We start from the raw sequence: 18019 nt of genomic DNA, 5'->3' as shown, positions 1-18019 counted from the left end.
ACAATGAACATATGAAAAGTATTAAAACAACAAAATAGACCAAAATATTTAACATTTTAAAGAGTGAAAATAAGGTATCAACATTGAGCTACACACCTATTATTTAATAAAAAAGCTTAATAAATAAATGTTAACAATTACACTTTCTTACAAAAAAAGCCCTAACGGGCTTTTTTATTGTTTAAAGATAAATTTCAACTCTGATAATGGGAACTAGTGTTATTTAATCTCAACACGTTGTGAGCGGATAACCACTTCGTCATTTAACTCAATACCAATACCTGGCTCTTCTGATACTTGGAAGAAACCATTTTTAGGTTGTGGATCTTGAATACATAGCTCACGGTTCCACTTTTTAATTGCATAAGTGTGATGCTCGTGAATTAAGAAGTTAGGAATTGCGGTTTCTAAGTGTAACGAAGCTGCTGTTGCTACTGGGCCACCACACACGTGAGCTTGAATACGCACATCAAAAATATCGGCATAATCACACACTTTTTTAGTTTCAGTGAAACCACCACACAAGCCTAAGTCTGGCTGTAGCACATCAATACTTTGATCTTCTAAGTATGGACGCACACCCCAGCGGTTATACAAACGCTCACCACCAGCAATTGGCACCGCTACTTTGTCGGCAACTTTTGCATGTAATGAGTGATTTAAGTAGTTCACTGGCTCTTCGTAATACATACAATCGAACTCTTCAGCAATTTCACCAATTTGAATTGCAGATGTCGCACCTGGCAAACTGTGACATTCAAAAATAATATCAACTTCGTCACCTACCGCTTCACGAATGGCTTGCATACGTGCACGATACAATTTCATTTCTGCGCGAGAAATGATGTTAGTACGATCGTAATAAGTGTTACCGTTTTTATCGTACTGGATTGGGTCAACTTTAACCGCATCATACCCTTCAGCCATCGCCTTAAGCGCTGCTTCTGCGTATTCCTGTGGGTGAACAAGTGCTTTAAATTCGCTGTCCCAGTCAAACTGTAATTGTGATGCGTATGTACGTAGCTTATCGTTAACTTTACCACCTAATAGCTGGTAAACAGGCAAGCCTAATGCTTTACCTTTAATATCCCAAAGTGCGGTATCAATAGCGCTCATTGCGGCATACACAACAGGACCACCGCCTAAACCCCAAAAGCTTTCGCGTAGCATTCGTGACCACAGTTTTTCTGTTTGAAATGGGTCATGACCAATTAAAAATGCATCAGCCATTTCTTTGATCATTGCCGCTGCAGCACTGTGACCTAAATCATAAGCAAGGCCTGCCTCTCCCACACCGCTAATACCTTCATCAGTGTGAATACGCACAAAAACAGGTGTCCAAGCAGGTCTGTCTGGACAATGAATATCGAACACTTCGACGCGATTAACTTTCATGGTTACTCCTTACTGAGCAAAACTAGGATCAAGACGATAAGCTTTACGCAACATCGCCGGCCAAGCTAACTGGCCACCGGTGCTGCCGCTATGCACGACATTCGCTTGATTATAAATATTATCGATAATAGGTTGTGGTACTGGGATTGCTGTTTGACCACTGGCTTGGATAGCTAATTGAATTTCACAGGCACGCTGTAAATCATAAAAACGCATAAACGCATCACCCACTGTTGGGCCAACGGTTAAACCACCGTGGTTAACCAATAACATGTGGTTGGTGGTGCCTAAGTCATCTTGCAAGCGCTTTTTCTCATCACTGTTTACCGCTAACCCTTCGTAGCCATGATAAGACAATGATGGCAATGAGAACATTGAGTATTGGCTAAGTGGCAACAGGCCTTTTTCTTGCGTTGCAACGGCGATGGTTTCTTTTGTGTGTAAATGAATAACACAGTGTGCGTCATCACGTACTTCGTGAATGGCACTGTGAATCGTAAAGCCCGCCGGGTTAATTTTAAACGGCGTGTCATCAAGAATATTGCCTGCTAAATCCACCTTCACAAGGTTTGATGCAGTCACTTCATCAAAACTTAAACCAAATGCATTTACCAAATAGTGATCCGTGCCTGGTAAGCGCGCCGATAGGTGGGTGTAAATTAAATCCCCCCAACGGAAATGCTCAACCAAACGGTAACATGCCGCTAAATCTACGCGTAGCTGCCATTCTTGTTCAGATACTTTATTTTTTAAATCGAGTTTTGGTAAGTCAAACATGGGAAACCTTGTATATGTGACAAGCACAAATAGATGTATAGAAGTCTAAAACACTATTAATCGATGATCAATAGCTGATACAAAAAGGCCACATCTACAGATGTGGCCTTTTCTTGCTAAAGTGGCGTTTATTTTACTTGCGATAAATAATCAGCAATTGCAGCCATTTCTTCTTCAGATACGTTTGCAACCATTGCTTTCATTGCCGCAGCCATACCGTTACTACGTGCACCTGACTTGATGTCTTTCATTTGTGCTAGTAAGTACTCTTTATTTTGGCCGTTTAATTTAGGGTACTGAGGCATGATAGGTGCTTTACCTTCTGCACCATGACATGTTTGACATAGCTTAGCTGTGTAAAGTGCTGCACCATCTGCTGCCATTGTGTTAAAAGATAGGCTTGCTGCCATTGCAATGCCAGCCCCACATAAAACTTTTGTAATCTTGCTCATATTAGTCTTCTCTTTTTTGACGGGTTATTAAACATTTTCTTTAGTGTAGACCATGATTTAACAATATTGCACCCGAAAATTGTAATGGTGGCCGGTATAAGATAACTACCAGATCAAATCATCAGGTACTTCAAAATCAGCATACGGATCATCTTCATCTTTCTGCTTATCTTCAGGCTCAACATGGAACACTATGTAGTCTTCGCTAACTTCAGCGACTTTTCGTGCTGGTTCGTCTTCCAGTACAAAAAATTGGCCTTCTAAAACACAAATTGCCAAACGGCCTCCTGCAAGGGCTTTTTGTGTTTTTTCATTTACCTCTAGCTCCTTCACTTTATTTTGATAAGTGAAGTTAAAGGTGCGATCACCACGAATTTCATCTTGATTGTGGTGCTCTAAAATCTGCTTTACGCGAGCCACTTGCTCACGCTGTTTTTGCTCTTCTAAACGTGCTTTATTAAGCTCGTCGGCTTTTTTCTGCTGCTCAAGCTTTGTTTGTTCAATATGCTTTTGTAAATCACTTGGGTTGCTCGTAGCACCTTTTTTCTTCTTCTTTTGCTGCTTACGCTTTTCAGTTTTAGCCACCTTAGCTTGATGTGACGTTGTTAACCCTGCTTTAAGTAATTGATCTTGTAATGAACCCATGACTAAATTCCATATAAAAATGCCTAATTAGGGTTATTTTAATCAGCAATACGAACAAATAACAGTGTTCAGCTTAGATGATTCACTGCAATCGAGTATATTGCTGTGAGATTAACATGCGATGAAATCATGACATATTGATTTAACGCAAGATTTATCATTTTAGTCGTCTTTGAACTTGTAAAAAAAGCTGTACCCTATAAGCTAAAGCTTTTCCTCTTGGGAGCTAAAAATGCAGCTGCGACATTTGTTACTTTGCTCTGTATTTATTTTCTTTGTTTTATACGCCCCACAACCGTTACTTGGATTATTTGCTAGTCATTTTTCTGTCTCGCCAGCCACTGCTGGTAGCTTAATGACCGCGACTATGCTGCCACTAGCCATTGCTCCTTTGGTGTATGGCTTATTTTTAGCTAAGCGAAACCCGCTAACAATTTTAAAGATTGCCATGTTTGTGTTGGCTATAAGCTGCGTTGCTTTTACTTTAGCACCAAGCTTTGAGCTGCTGTTGCTGGTACGCTTTATTCAAGGGATCACCCTGCCTGCTGCGCTCACAGCCATGACCAGTTATATTGGTGTAACTTATCAGGCTGACCAATTACAACGTAATATGACTCTTTATATTGGTAGCACCATTGTCGGTGGATACTTTGGTCGTATGCTTGCAGCCTTATTCACTGACTTTTTAAGCTGGCAAAGTTTTTATTATGTGATAGCACTAGGGTTAATACTGTTTGCTGTCGTTATCCCTAAATCAAGCAAAACTGCCACAATTCATGCAGCACAGTCACCACTGCTATATCTGAAACAATTAAAAGATCCGCTTGTGCTAAAGCTCTACGGAGCCGTTTTTTGTATGTTCTTTTGCTTTGCGGCGCTGTTAAATTATTTGCCCTTCATCTTACAAGATAGCTTTGCTATCACTAATACTCGAGATATTGGTCTGGTTTACAGTGGCTATTTATTGGGAGCACTTGCCTCTATAGCTACCCCTTGGCTGTTACGAAAGTCATCAACTCCTTGGCGCTTACTAACATGGGTATTTGTCTTTTATAGCCTGACGATGGTGCTTTTAATGAGCCAACAATTAGTACTTTTTGTCATTGCTTTTACTGGTTTTTGCGGTGCAATGTTTGTGATCCACTCTAGTGCAGCCCCACTGGTTAATAAAATCAGCAACGCTCCTGCAAGTGTAACCAATGGGGGATATGTTTCGTTTTATTACAGTGGTGGCGCACTGGGCTCATTATTGCCAGGGCTGGTGTATCAGCAACACGGCCAAATTGCTTTTATGACCGTGCTACTTTTAGTTTGCTTAGTAGGTTTAAGCTTAGTTTATTTGGCAGGGAGAAATACAATACGCGGTTGATGGCCGGTACTTTCAAAAAATAGCTCTAAGTCGTCTTTTTTCATCAGCCATGTAGCCGTATTTTCAAAAGGATGACAATGAAAAAGCTCGTTAAACCAAATTTCTTGGTCTAGCCAAAGGGTAACATTATTTTGCTTATCGTTTAAAAGTGCCAGCATAGAAACACAGCCCGGTGGCACTTTAAGATAACGCGCTAATCGCTCATCAGATGCAAATCCTAAGCGCGATAGCCCTTGCTGCTGAGCAATAGCTTTTAAGTCAAGCTGCTTATCGTGAGCGGTGATCACTAAAAAGTGGCGCTTGCCTTCGTTATCTCGTAAAAACAGGTTTTTTAATCGTGTGCCCGGTCTATCGAGCATAAATTTGTCGGCATCTAAGCTGCCGTGCAATGGTGGATGCTCAATCACCTCATAATTGATATCTAACTGAGCTAGCGTAGCTGCCAACTTGCTCTTATCTGCATACATTTACAAACAACGTCCTCGTAATTGCACACTTAAATCACGCCATAATACTTCGTCAATAATGTGTTTATCGTCGCAGTATTTTCGTGCTTTAAGTTCTTCATTTAATAATTCGACCGCTTGATCTTCGAGCATGAGTTTTAAGTTGCTCGACTCTTCAAATACTTCTTGCTCAGCAAAGTCTTTAAACTGACTACGTGTCATTGGCTTATCAAGGTTGATTGGACGTCTTCCTTGCGCCTTAACTGACACTACATAGGCAAAAATTTTATTGCCTTGGTCGTCATTTTTTTCGTAAAACTGTTTATTATTAATTTCAAAAGGCGGGGCCTCCTCTTGGCTTGCGCAACCAGCAAGTAATGCGAGTAAAAGCCATGCTATTTTTTTCATTATTGGATAAGCCTTGTACAGTGAATGGGCTCTAGTCTAGCAAAAATAAAACTTCAGAGTAAAAATTCGATCAATTTAAAAAAAATACTTGACCAAAAAGATAAAAATAATTAAAGTTCACCCCGCTTGAGACGCAAGACTTAAGCATCCTGTATTTTAGGAATGTGGGGCTATAGCTCAGCTGGGAGAGCGCCTGCCTTGCACGCAGGAGGTCAGCAGTTCGATCCTGCTTAGCTCCACCACTTTCCTACCTCTCTTTAGGCAATCTGCCAAATTTAAATATCTAAAAAACTCATCTTTATATTTCGATTCGTTTTATTTTAGACACAAAAAAACCGAGCAGAGCCCGGCTTTTTAAACAATATTTTAGTGATTACTCACGAATTTGACCTTCGCCATTCACTAAATATTTTTCAGTTGTAAGTGACTCAAGACCCATTGGACCATAAGCATGTAGCTTAGTTGTCGCAATGCCAATCTCAGCACCTAAACCTAACTGTGAACCATCAGAAAAACGCGATGACGCATTAACCATTACCACAGATGCATCTACACTACGTTGGAATAGCTCTGCAGCGGCTTTGTCTTTAGTACAAATCACTTCGGTATGGTTTGAACCAAACTTAGCAATATGATCAATAGCACCGGCAAAGTCAGGTACCACCTTGATTGCGATTTCTAGATCTAAGTACTCTTCACCAAACTCGTCGTCAGCAAGTACTGTTGCATTATCAAAGTACTCGGCAGCTTTCGCATCTGCATTTACTTTAACGCCTTCTTGACGAAGAACAACAGCACACAGATTTAAAAACTCATCGGCGATATCTTGGTGTACCACTAAGCCTTCTAGAGCATTACACACACCAGTACGCTGAGTTTTACCATTCAATAGTAAATTGATTGCTACATTCAGGTCAGCATCTTTATCTACATAAAGGTGGCATACACCTTTAAAGTGCTGAATTACTGGAATGGTGCTGTTTTCCGTTACAAAATTAATTAAACCTTCACCACCACGCGGAATGATTAAGTCAATAGTGTCGCGCTGTTGCATCAGTTCCATCAATAAGCCACGGTCTGGATCTGGGATCACCGAAATTAACGCTGCTGGTAAACCATGCTTTTCAAGTACTTTGTGCATCACACTTGCAATAGCTTGCGAGCTACGAAGTGCTTCTTTACCACCACGTAAAATAACACCATTACCTGATTTAAAGCATAATGCACCCGCATCAGCCGTCACATTTGGGCGTGCTTCATAGATCATACACACAACACCAAGTGGTACACGCATCTTACTGATCTTAATACCATTAGGACGCTCTGAAATTTCACGCAACTGACCAACTGGATCATCAAGGCTTACAATTACTTCAATACCTTCAGCCATTGCCTCAATGCGCTCATCATTAAGCGTTAAACGGTCAATCATAGCTGCAGCAAGGTTATTATCACGCGCTGCCGCTAAATCACTTTCGTTTTCTTTGATGATAAAGGCTTTGCTTTCACGTAGCGCCTCTGCCATCTCAGTTAAAACTTGATTCTTAGTAGCAGTATCAAGCAGGGCTAACTGCGTAGCCGCTTTAGCTGCTTGACTCGAAATATCCGTAATTAAACTCATGACTTCTCCAATAATGCGATATCTTTTTCTGAAACAACTGGGCCGATTGAATCTTGCATCTTTTCGCTAAATTCACTTTGCTCGTTGTCAGCAATAAAATTCAATAAACAGCTACTGTAATTCGCTGTCGCTTTTGCTAGACGCGTACCATCATCACTGCGGACTAAAATAGTATCGCCTACGCCAAATTCTCCATGTACTGCAACGATCTCATCGCTGCGAATACAACCATCTTCGGTTGACTCGTCAATTGAGCCTTCAACAACAACCTCACCCTGCTCATTTGCAGTGTGTGTCATCCAGTGCACAGCTTCTTGCATTGGCTTTTCATAAGGTGTGAAGATTGTACCTGGGTTGTCACCCTCTAATAATCGATTAAATGTTTCTTCTTTGAAACCATTCAAGATAAAGGTAGTAATACCGTGTGAAGTCGCTTTTTCTGCCGCTTCAATTTTCGTTTTCATACCACCTGTACCTACTGCGCTTGTAGCACAGCCTGCCATTGCATAAATCGATTCATCAATGCTTTCGATTTCCGGAAGTAGTACCGCATCTTCATGTAAATTAGGATTTTTATTATAAAGACCGTCTACATCTGAAAAAATCATTAACGCATCAGCATCTGCCGCAGCAGCAACCATGGCTGATAAGTTGTCGTTATCACCCACTTTAAGATCATCGGTTGTTACCGTGTCATTTTCATTGATAATAGGTAATACACCGTGCTCCAGTAAAGTAAATACTGTTTCACGTATACTGGTATAACGCTCACGGTCACGTAAGTCACCGTGTGTTAATAAAATTTGCGCAGATGGGAAATCAAAGAAGCGATCCCACATTGCCATCATTTCGGTTTGACCGGCTGCTGCCATCGCTTTTTTCATTGTCACTGAGCGCTTTTCTTGCTTTGGAAACAAGTGTGAACCTGCAGCAACCGAACCCGATGACACTAAAATTACTTCGATACCTTGCGCACGACAGCGAACGATGAACTGTGCAATGGTTAGTAAGTAGCGAGAACGACACCCGTCCTGCTCCGGTGCGATCAATGCGCTACCAACTTTTAATACTATACGTCGCCATTTAAACTTTTGCATAACTGTTCAACTTTCCATTTTACTATCTGTTCAGTGCCACTATGCCACTGATAAAAAGACTCGCGATTAGTATCACTAAACGCACTGACTATTATCACTTTGTCAAACCACTTATCTATACACACGACTATGCCACGCAACGACTGCGATTAGATATAGCACAACTTTTATTCAGTCAGTAGACCAAACGGTTATAAACCATAAGTTGATAAAAAAGATAAGTGTTGTTTATGTATCGCTGTAAAAAGCTGTGTGCGGCTTTTATTAATAACAACATACATAGAGCCTATACAATCTGGTACACCAGCAGATAGGGTGTAGATTGTATGACCGAGATTCAGCTGCCACGATGGGAGCTAAACATTGACCAGATAATGAACCATAATTATATTCAACACGTAATAAATGTACGCTGAATCTACACAAGTTCATTTCTATTTAATTTGAAAACAAAGTGTATAAAACACTAAAAATGTCGCAAACAACTGATTTTTTGAAATCAAAGCTAAAAACAATGTGCTTATCGCTAATAACTATTTAGATATCAAATTGTTTGAACACGAACTATAATACGGGAAATTAGGGGCAGAGATCAAGTGCGAAAAGTAGTCATAAGCCTTATACTTACCATAACCACAGAAAATACACATTTAATAACAGTATGTTAGAGGTCTTTTGTTGATATGTAATAATTTTTAATGAGCCAAACTAAGTTTTATTTTCAAAACACCCCCAAAAAGTAGTAATAACGACTAAAATCGTATTTGAAGCAACAAGATTGCTTGTATCCATGACGGTGAGTAGGCTTTAATAAGCAAGCATTATATTTGGAAAGTCAGCGACTAATTATCGTCTTGAAACGCGATTATCTAAGGTGTTGGTATTTTTAAGTTGTAGTAACTAAAGGATAATTCATTCTATGTCAGCAATTTTTATAGCAGGGATCGCCTTGTGTTCAGTATTGGCACAATGGGTAGCGTGGGCGTTTCGTGTACCGGCTATTTTGTTTTTACTACTAACAGGTTTATTACTCGGACCCTTTAGTGGTGTGCTAGAGCCTGATGCACTTCTTGGCGACTTGTTATTTCCTGTCGTCTCTTTAAGTGTGGCGGTGATCCTGTTTGAAGGATCATTAACATTGCACTTTCGAGAACTTAAAGGCATTGGTAAAGTGGTTCGAAACCTCTGTTCAATCGGGATGATCACGACCTGCCTGGTCATAAGTCTCAGTGCCTACTGGATTTTAGAGCTTAATTGGCGTGTTGCTGCTGTTTTAGGAGCAGTGTTAGTTGTTACAGGCCCTACTGTCATAGCGCCACTTTTAAACTCTATGAGGCCCACCCAAGATATCGACCGTATCCTCCGCTGGGAAGGCATCGTGATTGACCCAATTGGGGCTTTATTTGCGGTATTGGTGTTTGAAGCCGTTATGTTGGTTGGTCAGGGTGAAGTATTTAGCCATACCATTATCGCGCTATTTAAAACCTTAGGCGTTGGTTTGACAATTGGTGTAGTTGCCGGATGGCTTACTACGCTTCTTATTCGCCGTGAGTGGCTGCCATTTGAATTACACAAGTTTGGTATTCTAGCCTTAGTACTTATTAGCTTTACCGTCTCTAATCACTTAAGCCATGAATCGGGCTTACTAGCAGTAACAGTATTTGGTATTTGGCTTGCCAACCAAGATGAACTCGAAATTGATTCAGTGCTTGAGTTTAAAGAAGATTTATCGATGATTTTAATTTCATCGCTATTCATTTTACTTGCAGCCCGCCTTCAATTATCTGATTTGATGATGTTACACAGCGATGTGTTTATTTTCTTAGCTATTGTGCTATTTGTGGCTCGCCCAGCGTGTATCGCGATATCTACGTTTAGAACGGACTTACCTATTAAGTCTCGTTTAGTGCTGTCATGGATTGCACCGCGCGGTATCGTAGCCGCAGCGGTAGGTTCTGTCTTCGCATTAAGTATGGTTGAAGCCGGTATTGCTGATGCAGAAAAAATGGTACCACTCATATTCACAGTGATTATCGTAACAGTAGTACTACAAAGCCTAACAGCAACGCCACTGGCAAAGCTGTTAAAAGTGCGCCAACCTGCGCCAAATACCATTTTGATTATTGGTGCAAACCATGTCGCTCGTGCCATTGCCTGTGGCTTAAAAGATCAAAATATTCCGGTGCACTTGTCTGACCCTGCATGGGAGAACTGTAAAATGGCACGTATGGATGGTTTGCCTTGCTACTATGGTAATCCACAATCTGAGCATGCTGAGCGTTATTTACCGTTAACGACGATTCGCAGCGTATTAGCGCTTTCGCCTAACCGCCATCACAACGCATTAGGCGTGCAATACTTCTCGCACCTGCTCGACGAAAAGGATGTGTTTTCATTACGTTCTTCAACTAACCACGCCAAAGCAAACAAAGACAGTGCAACCTTTTTGTCTCGACAAATTTTGTTTGGCGATAATGGTGCGTATGCTCGCTTGAGTAGCCTAATTGCAAAAGGTGGCAAAGTCAGTGCCACACGGATTTCAGAAGAATTTAGTTGGGAACAATACAAAGAAGTAAACAGCGAAGCAATTCCACTGTTTATTTTGCATGGTGAAAAATCAGATGACGATGACTCTCCTGTGAAAATTCGCCCGTTCACAACCAACATGGAAAAAGCTCCTCAAGTAGGTGAACGTATTGTTGCGCTTCAGCCTCCAAAGATGTCGGTTTTAAAAGACCCTAATAACGGCAAAAATAAAGAGATAAAAGAAGATTAATAACAAAAGGCCAGTTTAAAACTGGCCTTTTTTACACACAATTATACCGACTACATCGGCAAGCGAGCACGGGCGACGACGCTGTCAGGCATTTTTTCGGCAAGCTTAGCAAGTAAGCCTTCAATTTTTTTATGGGTGGCTTTATCAGCAACCATTGAATGAAACAACCAACGGTAAGCATCTTCATAATCTCGCGGACTACCATAACCTTGGTTAAACAAATTAACCAACCGCATCTGGGCTTTTAAATTCCCCTGTGCAGATGCCTCTCGCAGATAAGTTACAGCCATTGCTTTATCTTGCTGTACTAATTGACCGACATCATAGTAGCGCCCTAATTGCTCAAGTGCGGCCGCTAGACCCTGCTCAGCAGCCTTACGCATATAGTAGACACCAAGTTCTACATTTCGGTCGACACATACGGCATACGCTAGCATGTCACCATACAAGAACTGATACGATGGCAACGCCATTTTATTGGCTCGCGCTTCGATATCTTGAACTAACTGGCAATCATCTGCCTTTACACGTGCCAAATGGGTGTTTTTATTTATTAGAGCGATTAACTCGCTCTCTGTGTAAAGAGGCACAGCTGTAATGGGCTCTTCAGCCATGCTTAGGCTTGAGAAGAGTAATGTTAAAGGCAATAAAACACGCATCAAAATCACTTAAATAAAGTCGGTCTTAGCAAATAATATACAATTATCATTCCAGAGTGAATTTGGGGCACAAAAAAAGCTGCCGAAGCAGCTTTTTCAGTCACTATGACGATTATGCAAACGGGCTGCGTAATACCATAGTTTCTACACGATCTGGGCCAGTAGAGATAATATCAACTGGAACACCAGTGATTTCTTCAATACGCTTGATGTAATCAAGTGCCGCTTGCGGTAATTGATCAACTGACGTAGCACCTACTGTGTTTTCTGACCAGCCAGGCATCTCTTCGTATACTGGTGTTACTTTCTCGTAACCTTCAGCAGCTAATGGCGTAACGTTCGTTACAGTGCCATCTTCTAACTGGTAACCAGTACAGATTTTTAATGTTTCTAAACCATCTAATACGTCTAGTTTAGTTAAACAGAAACCTGAGATGCTGTTGATTTGAACTGCACGGCGCATTGCCACTGCATCTAACCAACCAGTACGGCGTAAACGACCAGTCGTTGCACCGAACTCATGACCTTTTTCACCTAAGTGCTTACCTACTGGATCTTGTTTATCAAGACCGTCGTAAAGCTCTGTAGGGAACGGACCAGAACCTACACGTGTTGTGTAAGCTTTGATAATACCTAGCACATAATCAAGGTGTAATGGACCAAAACCAGCACCTGTCGCTACACCACCCGCTGTTGTGTTTGACGATGTTACGTACGGGTAAGTACCGTGGTCGATATCAAGTAATGTACCTTGTGCACCTTCAAATAAGATGTTGTCACCCGCTAAACGCGTTTGATCAAGTAGCTCAGTAACATCAACAACCATTGCTTTTAAGATATCTGCGATAGCCATTGCATCGTCAAATGTCTTTTGGAAGTCAACTGGTTCAACTTTGTAGTAATGCTCTAACGTGAAGTTATGGTATTCCAATACTTCTTTAAGCTTGCTAGCAAACTGTTCTGGGTTGAATAAATCACCAACACGTAAACCACGACGTGCTACTTTGTCTTCATAAGCTGGACCGATACCACGACCTGTCGTACCGATTGGCTTATCGCCACGTGCTTTTTCACGGGCTAAATCTAATGCAATGTGGAAAGGTAAAATTAACGGACATGCTTCGCTAATTAATAAGCGCTCACGTACTGGTACGCCACGCTCTTCTAGCATACCGATTTCTTTCATTAATGCTTCTGGTGATAAAACAACACCATTACCAATCACACACTTAACATTGTCACGTAATACACCCGATGGAATAAGGTGTAAAACCGTCTTTTCACCGTTGATTACCAAAGTATGGCCTGCGTTATGACCACCTTGATAACGAACTACTAAAGATGCTTTGTCTGTAAGGAGGTCAACTACCTTACCCTTACCTTCGTCACCCCATTGGGTGCCTAGTACAACAACGTTTTTACCCATTGCAAATTCACTTAGAAAAAATTAGGACGAGATTTTATCAGAAAACGAGGTGAAAGATCACCCCGTTTAGCTTATTTTTTCTGCGCCTGAATTTTTATCATCTAAATAAACGCGACAAGCTGTGTCAGAACAGGGAGTTATAAACTGGCAAGAGTGAATAAATTAATAAAACACAGAAACAAAAAAGCCCTACAAACTGCAGGGCTTTTGTTCAACACAGTATTTAATTACTGTGCTTTCGATCCTTTCATATAGTTAAAGAAGTCGCTGTCTGGTGAAATCACCATTACGTCTTGTTTATCTTTGAAGGTCTTTTTATACGCTTCTAAGCTGCGCACAAAACCAAAAAACTCAGCATCTTTGCTGTAAGCATTCGCGTAAATAGCAGCAGCTTCAGCATCACCTTGACCACGAACCGTACGTGCATTACGTTCAGCATCTGCCAGCATAACTGTAACTCGACGGTCTACTTCAGCACGAATCGTTTCAGCTTTTTCTTGACCTTCAGAACGGTGCTCTTTTGCCACTGCAGTACGCTCAGCACGCATACGTTGGAAGATTGAGCTACTCACTTCTTGTGGTAAGTTAATTTGCTTAACACGCACGTCTAGCACTTCGATACCTAGCTCCTGCGCACTTTCTGAAGCTTGTACTAATGCTTCTTCCATTAGCTCACTACGTTCACCAGAAACTATCTCTCTGATTGTACGCGAACCAAAGTTAGTACGAAGACCATTGTTCACTTTTTGCTTAAGTAATGTTTCAGCGTATTGCTTATCACCACGTGCACGAAGATAAAAAGCACTAAAATCATTAATACGCCATTTCACATACGAATCAACGATTAAGTCTTTTTTCTCGCTTGTTACAAAGCGGTCAGGTGCACCATCAAGCGTTTGAATACGTGCATCTAAACGACGTACTTGGCTAAAGAATGGTACTTTTAAATGTAAACCAGGGCCATATACCACCGCGTTATCGTTGCTGTCTTTTTCAACTTTGCTGAATAACAGTACGATCGCCTTTTCGCCTTCTTGAACAACAAATACAGCAGAGAAAGACAATACAACAGCAAGGGCAAGTATTACTAAACTAAAATTTTTCATCTTGCTTATCTCCCCTCATTAAAACGGTCAGTTGCGAAACGATCATTACTCGAATTAACCGTACTGTTACGCGACGTGTTTATTTTATTGCGAAGATCTTTGATATCACTTGAGCTTGGTAATGCAACACGTGTTGCTGTACCTTGCTTTTCCATGATTTTATCAAGTGGTAAATACAACATGTTATTACCGCCTTTCACATCAACTAACACTTTAGAGCTGTTACCAAGTACTTCTTCCATCGCATCGATGTATAAGCGCTGACGTGTTACTTCTTTTGCTGCTTGATATTCAGGTAGTAGCTTTTCAAATCGTGCCACTTCACCTTGTGCTTCAAGCGTAATACGTTCACGGTATGCTTCTGCTTCTTGCGTCATACGTGTAACCTGACCACGCGCTCGCGGTTCAATTTCACGGGCATAGGCTTCAGCTTCACGAATGAAACGTTCTTCATCTTCTTGCGCTGCAATTGCATCATCAAAGGCGTCTTTTACTTCACCCGGCGGACGTGAATCTTTAAAGTTCACATCACTAACGATAATACCTAAATTATACGGCTCGATGATTTTGTTTAGCTCATCCCATGTTTGTTGACGAACAAGCTCACGGCCTGTTGTTAACACTTGGTCCATCTTCACATGACCAATTACATAACGCAGTGCGCTATCTAATGCTTGCTGTAAGCTATGATCAGCATCGGTGACGCTAAACTTGTATAAATGCGGGTCGATAACACGGTATTGTACTTCAAACTCAACATTAACCACGTTTTCGTCTTCGGTTAGCATGAAACCTTTTGCAGATAAAGAACGAACTGCTTCGATATCAACCGGGATCACGCGTTCAATGAAGGTCATTTTCCAACGTAAGCCTGGTTCTGCAATACGGTCATATTGACCAAACTGTAAAACAATACCACGTTCAGCTTCTTTTACTGTGTAAATACCACTTAATGCCCATACAATGACGGCAATAATCAGGATGAAAGAAATGCCTGCGCCACCAAGTCCGCCGTTATTTTTACCTGGCTTATTACCACCAAATAAACCGCCAAACTTGTTGCCGAACTTACGCAGTACCTCGTCTAAATCAGGTGGGCCTTGATCTTTTCCGCCTTTATTATTCCACGGATCTTTATCATTGCCATTGTTACCCGGTTCATTCCAGGCCATAGCTATACTCCATTGTTATCTAAATGAATTAGGTTAAATCTATCAAATCTACAGCATTTCTCATACTAAAAAAGACAAATGCTGGTAACTTTTAGTCAGCTGCAATAAAAGAATCGAGCTCTTGTCCCATTTCTTTTTTCAAGCGGTTCCACTCTGCCATAGGTAATCGTACTGACAACAGCCAGTTACCTTGTTCATCAAAACTCTCTTGATGAACCGCGTTTAAATTAAATAGTGCAGCTCGAATACGACCATGCTGAGGGGGTAATTTTAGCTCATCAGCAAACATCTTCTTGGCAAGTAACTCATTAATTGCCTCTGATAGTAGTTCGCAACCTACACCTGTACGCGCAGACAACCAAACTCGAATCGGCTGACCTTCGTCGTTTCTATCTATACGCGGCGCAACGTCATCTAGCGCATCTATTTTGTTATAAACTAGTAACTGCGGCACCTCATCTGCTTCAATCTCTTTTAAAACAGACTGTACTTGCTCAATATTTTCTTTACGTCGTGGGTCTGCCACGTCGATAACATGTAACTGTAAATCAGCTTCGCGGGTTTCAGTTAAGGTTGCTTTAAACGCCGCTACTAAATCATGAGGTAGATGACGAATAAAACCAACTGTATCGGCTAAAATTACGGGGCCGATATCGCCAATATCCAACTTACGTAGAGTTGGATCTAGCGTTGCAAATAACTGATCAGCTGCATACACATCAGAATCAGTAATACGGTTAAATAATGTTGATTTACCCGCATTGGTATAACCCACTAGCGATACTGTAGGGATTTCGTTACGCGTTCGCGCACGACGCCCTTGCTCACGTTGAACAGCCACTTTATCTAAACGGGCACGAATATTTTTAATTCTTGCGCGCAGTAATCGTCTATCGGTTTCAAGCTGGGTTTCACCCGGACCACGTAAACCTATCCCGCCTTTTTGTCTTTCAAGGTGGGTCCAACCTCTGATCAAGCGGGTAGAAATATGCCTTAGCTGAGCTAACTCAACTTGAAGTTTACCTTCGTGAGTACGCGCTCGCTGCGCAAAAATATCAAGGATCAAACTCGTACGATCAAGTACACGGCACTGACAAACGCGCTCTAAATTGCGTTCCTGTGACGGGCTAAGTTGATGGTTGAAAATAATGACATCTGCATTGTGGATTTTGACAGTTTCAGCGATTTCTTCTGCTTTTCCGGTACCGACGAAAAGCTTCGGATGAGGTGCTTGACGACTGCCTTGCACAATCGCCAAACTACTAACACCAGCAGAAGATACCAACAACTCTAATTCGTGAAGATCTTCACGATCTCCCTCTTTAGGTAAGTCGATATGAACTAAAACTGCCTGTTCGCCGGCTTCATAACGGTCAAACAAGCATTACGCTCCTAAGTTTAAAAATTTCCAGGTTCTTGCTCTTCTGAATCATCACTTCCTTGAACACCTTGGAAGTTAACAGAACGCGCTGGAACAACAGTTGAAATAGCGTGTTTATACACCATTTGATTTACGGTGTTTTCAAGTAAAATAACAAATTGGTCAAATGACTGGATTTTACCCTGCAACTTAATGCCATTAACCAAAAAGATTGATACTGGAATGCGCTCACGACGTAACGCATTTAAAAATGGGTCTTGTAACGACTGGCCTTTTGCCATGTTATTTTCCTTCGTTCTAGGTGTTATTATAATTAAGTAGCTGAACTAATTTAACAAAGCTAAAAAAATTCTAACTACTACTAGCTTAGCGAACTTACTACACGTTGCAAGTTTTCTTCATCACCCGTGGTTAACCAAGTTACTTCTGGCCAACCTCTTAACCAAGTTAACTGCCGCTTGGCTAACTGTCGTGTGGCTGCAATACCGCGAAAAACCATTTCATCATAGTCAATTTCGCCTGCAATGTAATCCCACATTTGTCTATAACCTACACAACGTATTGAAGGTAGATCTGGGTGTAAATCCTTACGTCTATATAGGGACGAAACTTCATTTTCAAACCCCTGTTCGAGCATTATTTTAAACCTTTTCTCAATCCGCTTATGTAATTCACTGCGATCATCAGGCGCAATGGCAAATTGATGAAAAGTATAAGGTAGCTCAGGCTGCTTTTGTTTTTGCAGCTCAGTCATTGTTTTACCTGTAATACGATACACTTCTAATGCGCGATTAATTCGTTGTGAATCATTTTCACTCATTTTATTCGCAGCATCTGGGTCGATATTCATCAGCTCTTTATGCAAATGAGGCCAACCAAATTGTTTTGCTTCTTTTTCCAGCTCACCGCGAACTTCCGGTGATGCTTCTGGTAGCGGCGATAGGCCATCAATAAGCGACTTAAAGTACATCATTGTACCGCCTACTAGGACAGGTACTTTACCTTGCTTATGAAATAGATCAATCTTTTCAATCGCATCACGGCGAAAATCCGCCACTGAATAACTTTCTGCAGGGTCAATAATATCAATCAAATGATGTGGCGCACGAGCAAGCTCTTCAGCGTTTGGTTTTGCTGTGCCTATATCCATATCTTTATAGACCAATGCTGAATCAACACTGATTATTTCAGTGTTTAAATGCTCACACAATGAAATTGCTAAATCGGTTTTCCCCGCAGCGGTTGGTCCCATTAAAAAAATGACCGGTAAGTTATTCAAGCCTAAATAC

Annotated in this window: 17 protein-coding genes and 1 tRNA gene; 3 read left to right on the top strand and 15 right to left on the bottom strand. The window is 41.2% G+C overall.

Annotation, left to right across the window (positions count from 1 at the left end; genetic code table 11):
* Positions 1–219 precede the first annotated feature (219 nt).
* From ACSFVZ_RS12510 to ACSFVZ_RS12495, 4 genes are all read right to left on the bottom strand, one after another.
* Positions 220–1395, bottom strand: a complete 1176-nt coding sequence (locus ACSFVZ_RS12510) for a mandelate racemase/muconate lactonizing enzyme family protein (protein WP_435558979.1) — start codon at positions 1393–1395, stop codon at positions 220–222.
* A gap of 9 nt (positions 1396–1404) precedes the next feature.
* Complete coding sequence (locus tag ACSFVZ_RS12505; protein WP_054552449.1) at positions 1405–2172, bottom strand: class II aldolase/adducin family protein; 768 nt, start codon at positions 2170–2172, stop codon at positions 1405–1407.
* A gap of 128 nt (positions 2173–2300) precedes the next feature.
* Positions 2301–2624: a c-type cytochrome gene (locus ACSFVZ_RS12500; RefSeq protein WP_135923281.1), complete on the bottom strand. Its 324-nt coding sequence runs from the start codon at positions 2622–2624 to the stop codon at positions 2301–2303.
* A gap of 105 nt (positions 2625–2729) precedes the next feature.
* Positions 2730–3269 carry a DUF2058 domain-containing protein gene (locus ACSFVZ_RS12495; protein ID WP_135923280.1) on the bottom strand — a complete coding sequence of 180 codons (540 nt, stop codon included), beginning with the start codon at positions 3267–3269 and terminating at the stop codon, positions 2730–2732.
* Positions 3270–3501: 232 nt separating this feature from the next.
* Between ACSFVZ_RS12495 and ACSFVZ_RS12490 the strand changes: the two genes are divergently transcribed.
* Positions 3502–4638, top strand: coding sequence for an MFS transporter (locus ACSFVZ_RS12490; protein ID WP_435558978.1), 1137 nt, complete (start codon positions 3502–3504; stop codon positions 4636–4638).
* Here ACSFVZ_RS12490 and ACSFVZ_RS12485 read toward each other — a convergent pair.
* Both ACSFVZ_RS12485 and ACSFVZ_RS12480 read right to left on the bottom strand, forming a co-directional pair.
* Entirely contained in the window at positions 4605–5105 is a 501-nt protein-coding gene (locus ACSFVZ_RS12485; protein ID WP_295509337.1) for a prolyl-tRNA synthetase associated domain-containing protein, read from the bottom strand. The two genes, ACSFVZ_RS12490 and ACSFVZ_RS12485, sit on opposite strands and share 34 nt — an antisense overlap.
* On the bottom strand, positions 5106–5492 hold the full coding sequence (locus ACSFVZ_RS12480) for a hypothetical protein (RefSeq protein WP_253038513.1): 387 nt from the start codon (positions 5490–5492) through the stop codon (positions 5106–5108).
* Between the two features lie 166 nt (positions 5493–5658).
* On the opposite strand from ACSFVZ_RS12480, the gene ACSFVZ_RS12475 reads away from it, so the two are divergent.
* Positions 5659–5734 (top strand) — tRNA-Ala (locus tag ACSFVZ_RS12475).
* A 131-nt stretch (positions 5735–5865) separates the two neighbouring features.
* Here the strand turns inward: ACSFVZ_RS12475 and ACSFVZ_RS12470 are convergent.
* Together ACSFVZ_RS12470 and proB are read right to left on the bottom strand one after the other, a co-directional pair.
* Entirely contained in the window at positions 5866–7113 is a 1248-nt protein-coding gene (locus ACSFVZ_RS12470; RefSeq protein WP_135923276.1) for a glutamate-5-semialdehyde dehydrogenase, read from the bottom strand.
* Positions 7110–8210, bottom strand: a complete 1101-nt coding sequence (gene proB, locus ACSFVZ_RS12465; RefSeq protein WP_135923275.1) for a glutamate 5-kinase — start codon at positions 8208–8210, stop codon at positions 7110–7112. Before proB ends, ACSFVZ_RS12470 begins: the two co-directional genes overlap by 4 nt.
* Positions 8211–9129: 919 nt before the next feature.
* On the opposite strand from proB, the gene ACSFVZ_RS12460 reads away from it, so the two are divergent.
* Positions 9130–10986: a cation:proton antiporter gene (locus ACSFVZ_RS12460; protein ID WP_135923274.1), complete on the top strand. Its 1857-nt coding sequence runs from the start codon at positions 9130–9132 to the stop codon at positions 10984–10986.
* 50 nt (positions 10987–11036) lie between these two features.
* Here the strand turns inward: ACSFVZ_RS12460 and ACSFVZ_RS12455 are convergent, their stop codons facing one another.
* From ACSFVZ_RS12455 to miaA, 7 genes are all read right to left on the bottom strand, one after another.
* On the bottom strand, positions 11037–11645 hold the full coding sequence (locus tag ACSFVZ_RS12455) for a tetratricopeptide repeat protein (protein WP_135923273.1): 609 nt from the start codon (positions 11643–11645) through the stop codon (positions 11037–11039).
* Between the two features lie 112 nt (positions 11646–11757).
* Entirely contained in the window at positions 11758–13071 is a 1314-nt protein-coding gene (locus ACSFVZ_RS12450; RefSeq protein ID WP_135923272.1) for an adenylosuccinate synthase, read from the bottom strand.
* 227 nt (positions 13072–13298) lie between these two features.
* Positions 13299–14177, bottom strand: coding sequence for a protease modulator HflC (gene hflC / locus ACSFVZ_RS12445; protein ID WP_135923271.1), 879 nt, complete (start codon positions 14175–14177; stop codon positions 13299–13301).
* Positions 14178–14182: 5 nt separating this feature from the next.
* Complete coding sequence (gene hflK / locus ACSFVZ_RS12440) at positions 14183–15349, bottom strand: FtsH protease activity modulator HflK (protein WP_135923270.1); 1167 nt, start codon at positions 15347–15349, stop codon at positions 14183–14185.
* Between the two features lie 91 nt (positions 15350–15440).
* Positions 15441–16730, bottom strand: coding sequence for a ribosome rescue GTPase HflX (gene hflX / locus ACSFVZ_RS12435; protein WP_135923269.1), 1290 nt, complete (start codon positions 16728–16730; stop codon positions 15441–15443).
* Between the two features lie 17 nt (positions 16731–16747).
* The gene (gene hfq, locus ACSFVZ_RS12430) at positions 16748–17011 is read right to left on the bottom strand and encodes an RNA chaperone Hfq (RefSeq protein WP_130050381.1); all 264 of its coding nucleotides are present in this window, start codon (positions 17009–17011) and stop codon (positions 16748–16750) included.
* Between the two features lie 80 nt (positions 17012–17091).
* Positions 17092–18009, bottom strand: a complete 918-nt coding sequence (gene miaA, locus ACSFVZ_RS12425) for a tRNA (adenosine(37)-N6)-dimethylallyltransferase MiaA (RefSeq protein WP_135923268.1) — start codon at positions 18007–18009, stop codon at positions 17092–17094.
* Positions 18010–18019 lie beyond the last annotated feature (10 nt).

The sequence above is a fragment of the Pseudoalteromonas nanhaiensis genome (genome assembly GCF_051235485.1).
In the GTDB taxonomy this organism is placed as follows: Bacteria; Pseudomonadota; Gammaproteobacteria; order Enterobacterales; family Alteromonadaceae; genus Pseudoalteromonas; species Pseudoalteromonas lipolytica_C.
This window is presented reverse-complemented; position numbering and strand designations above follow the sequence as displayed.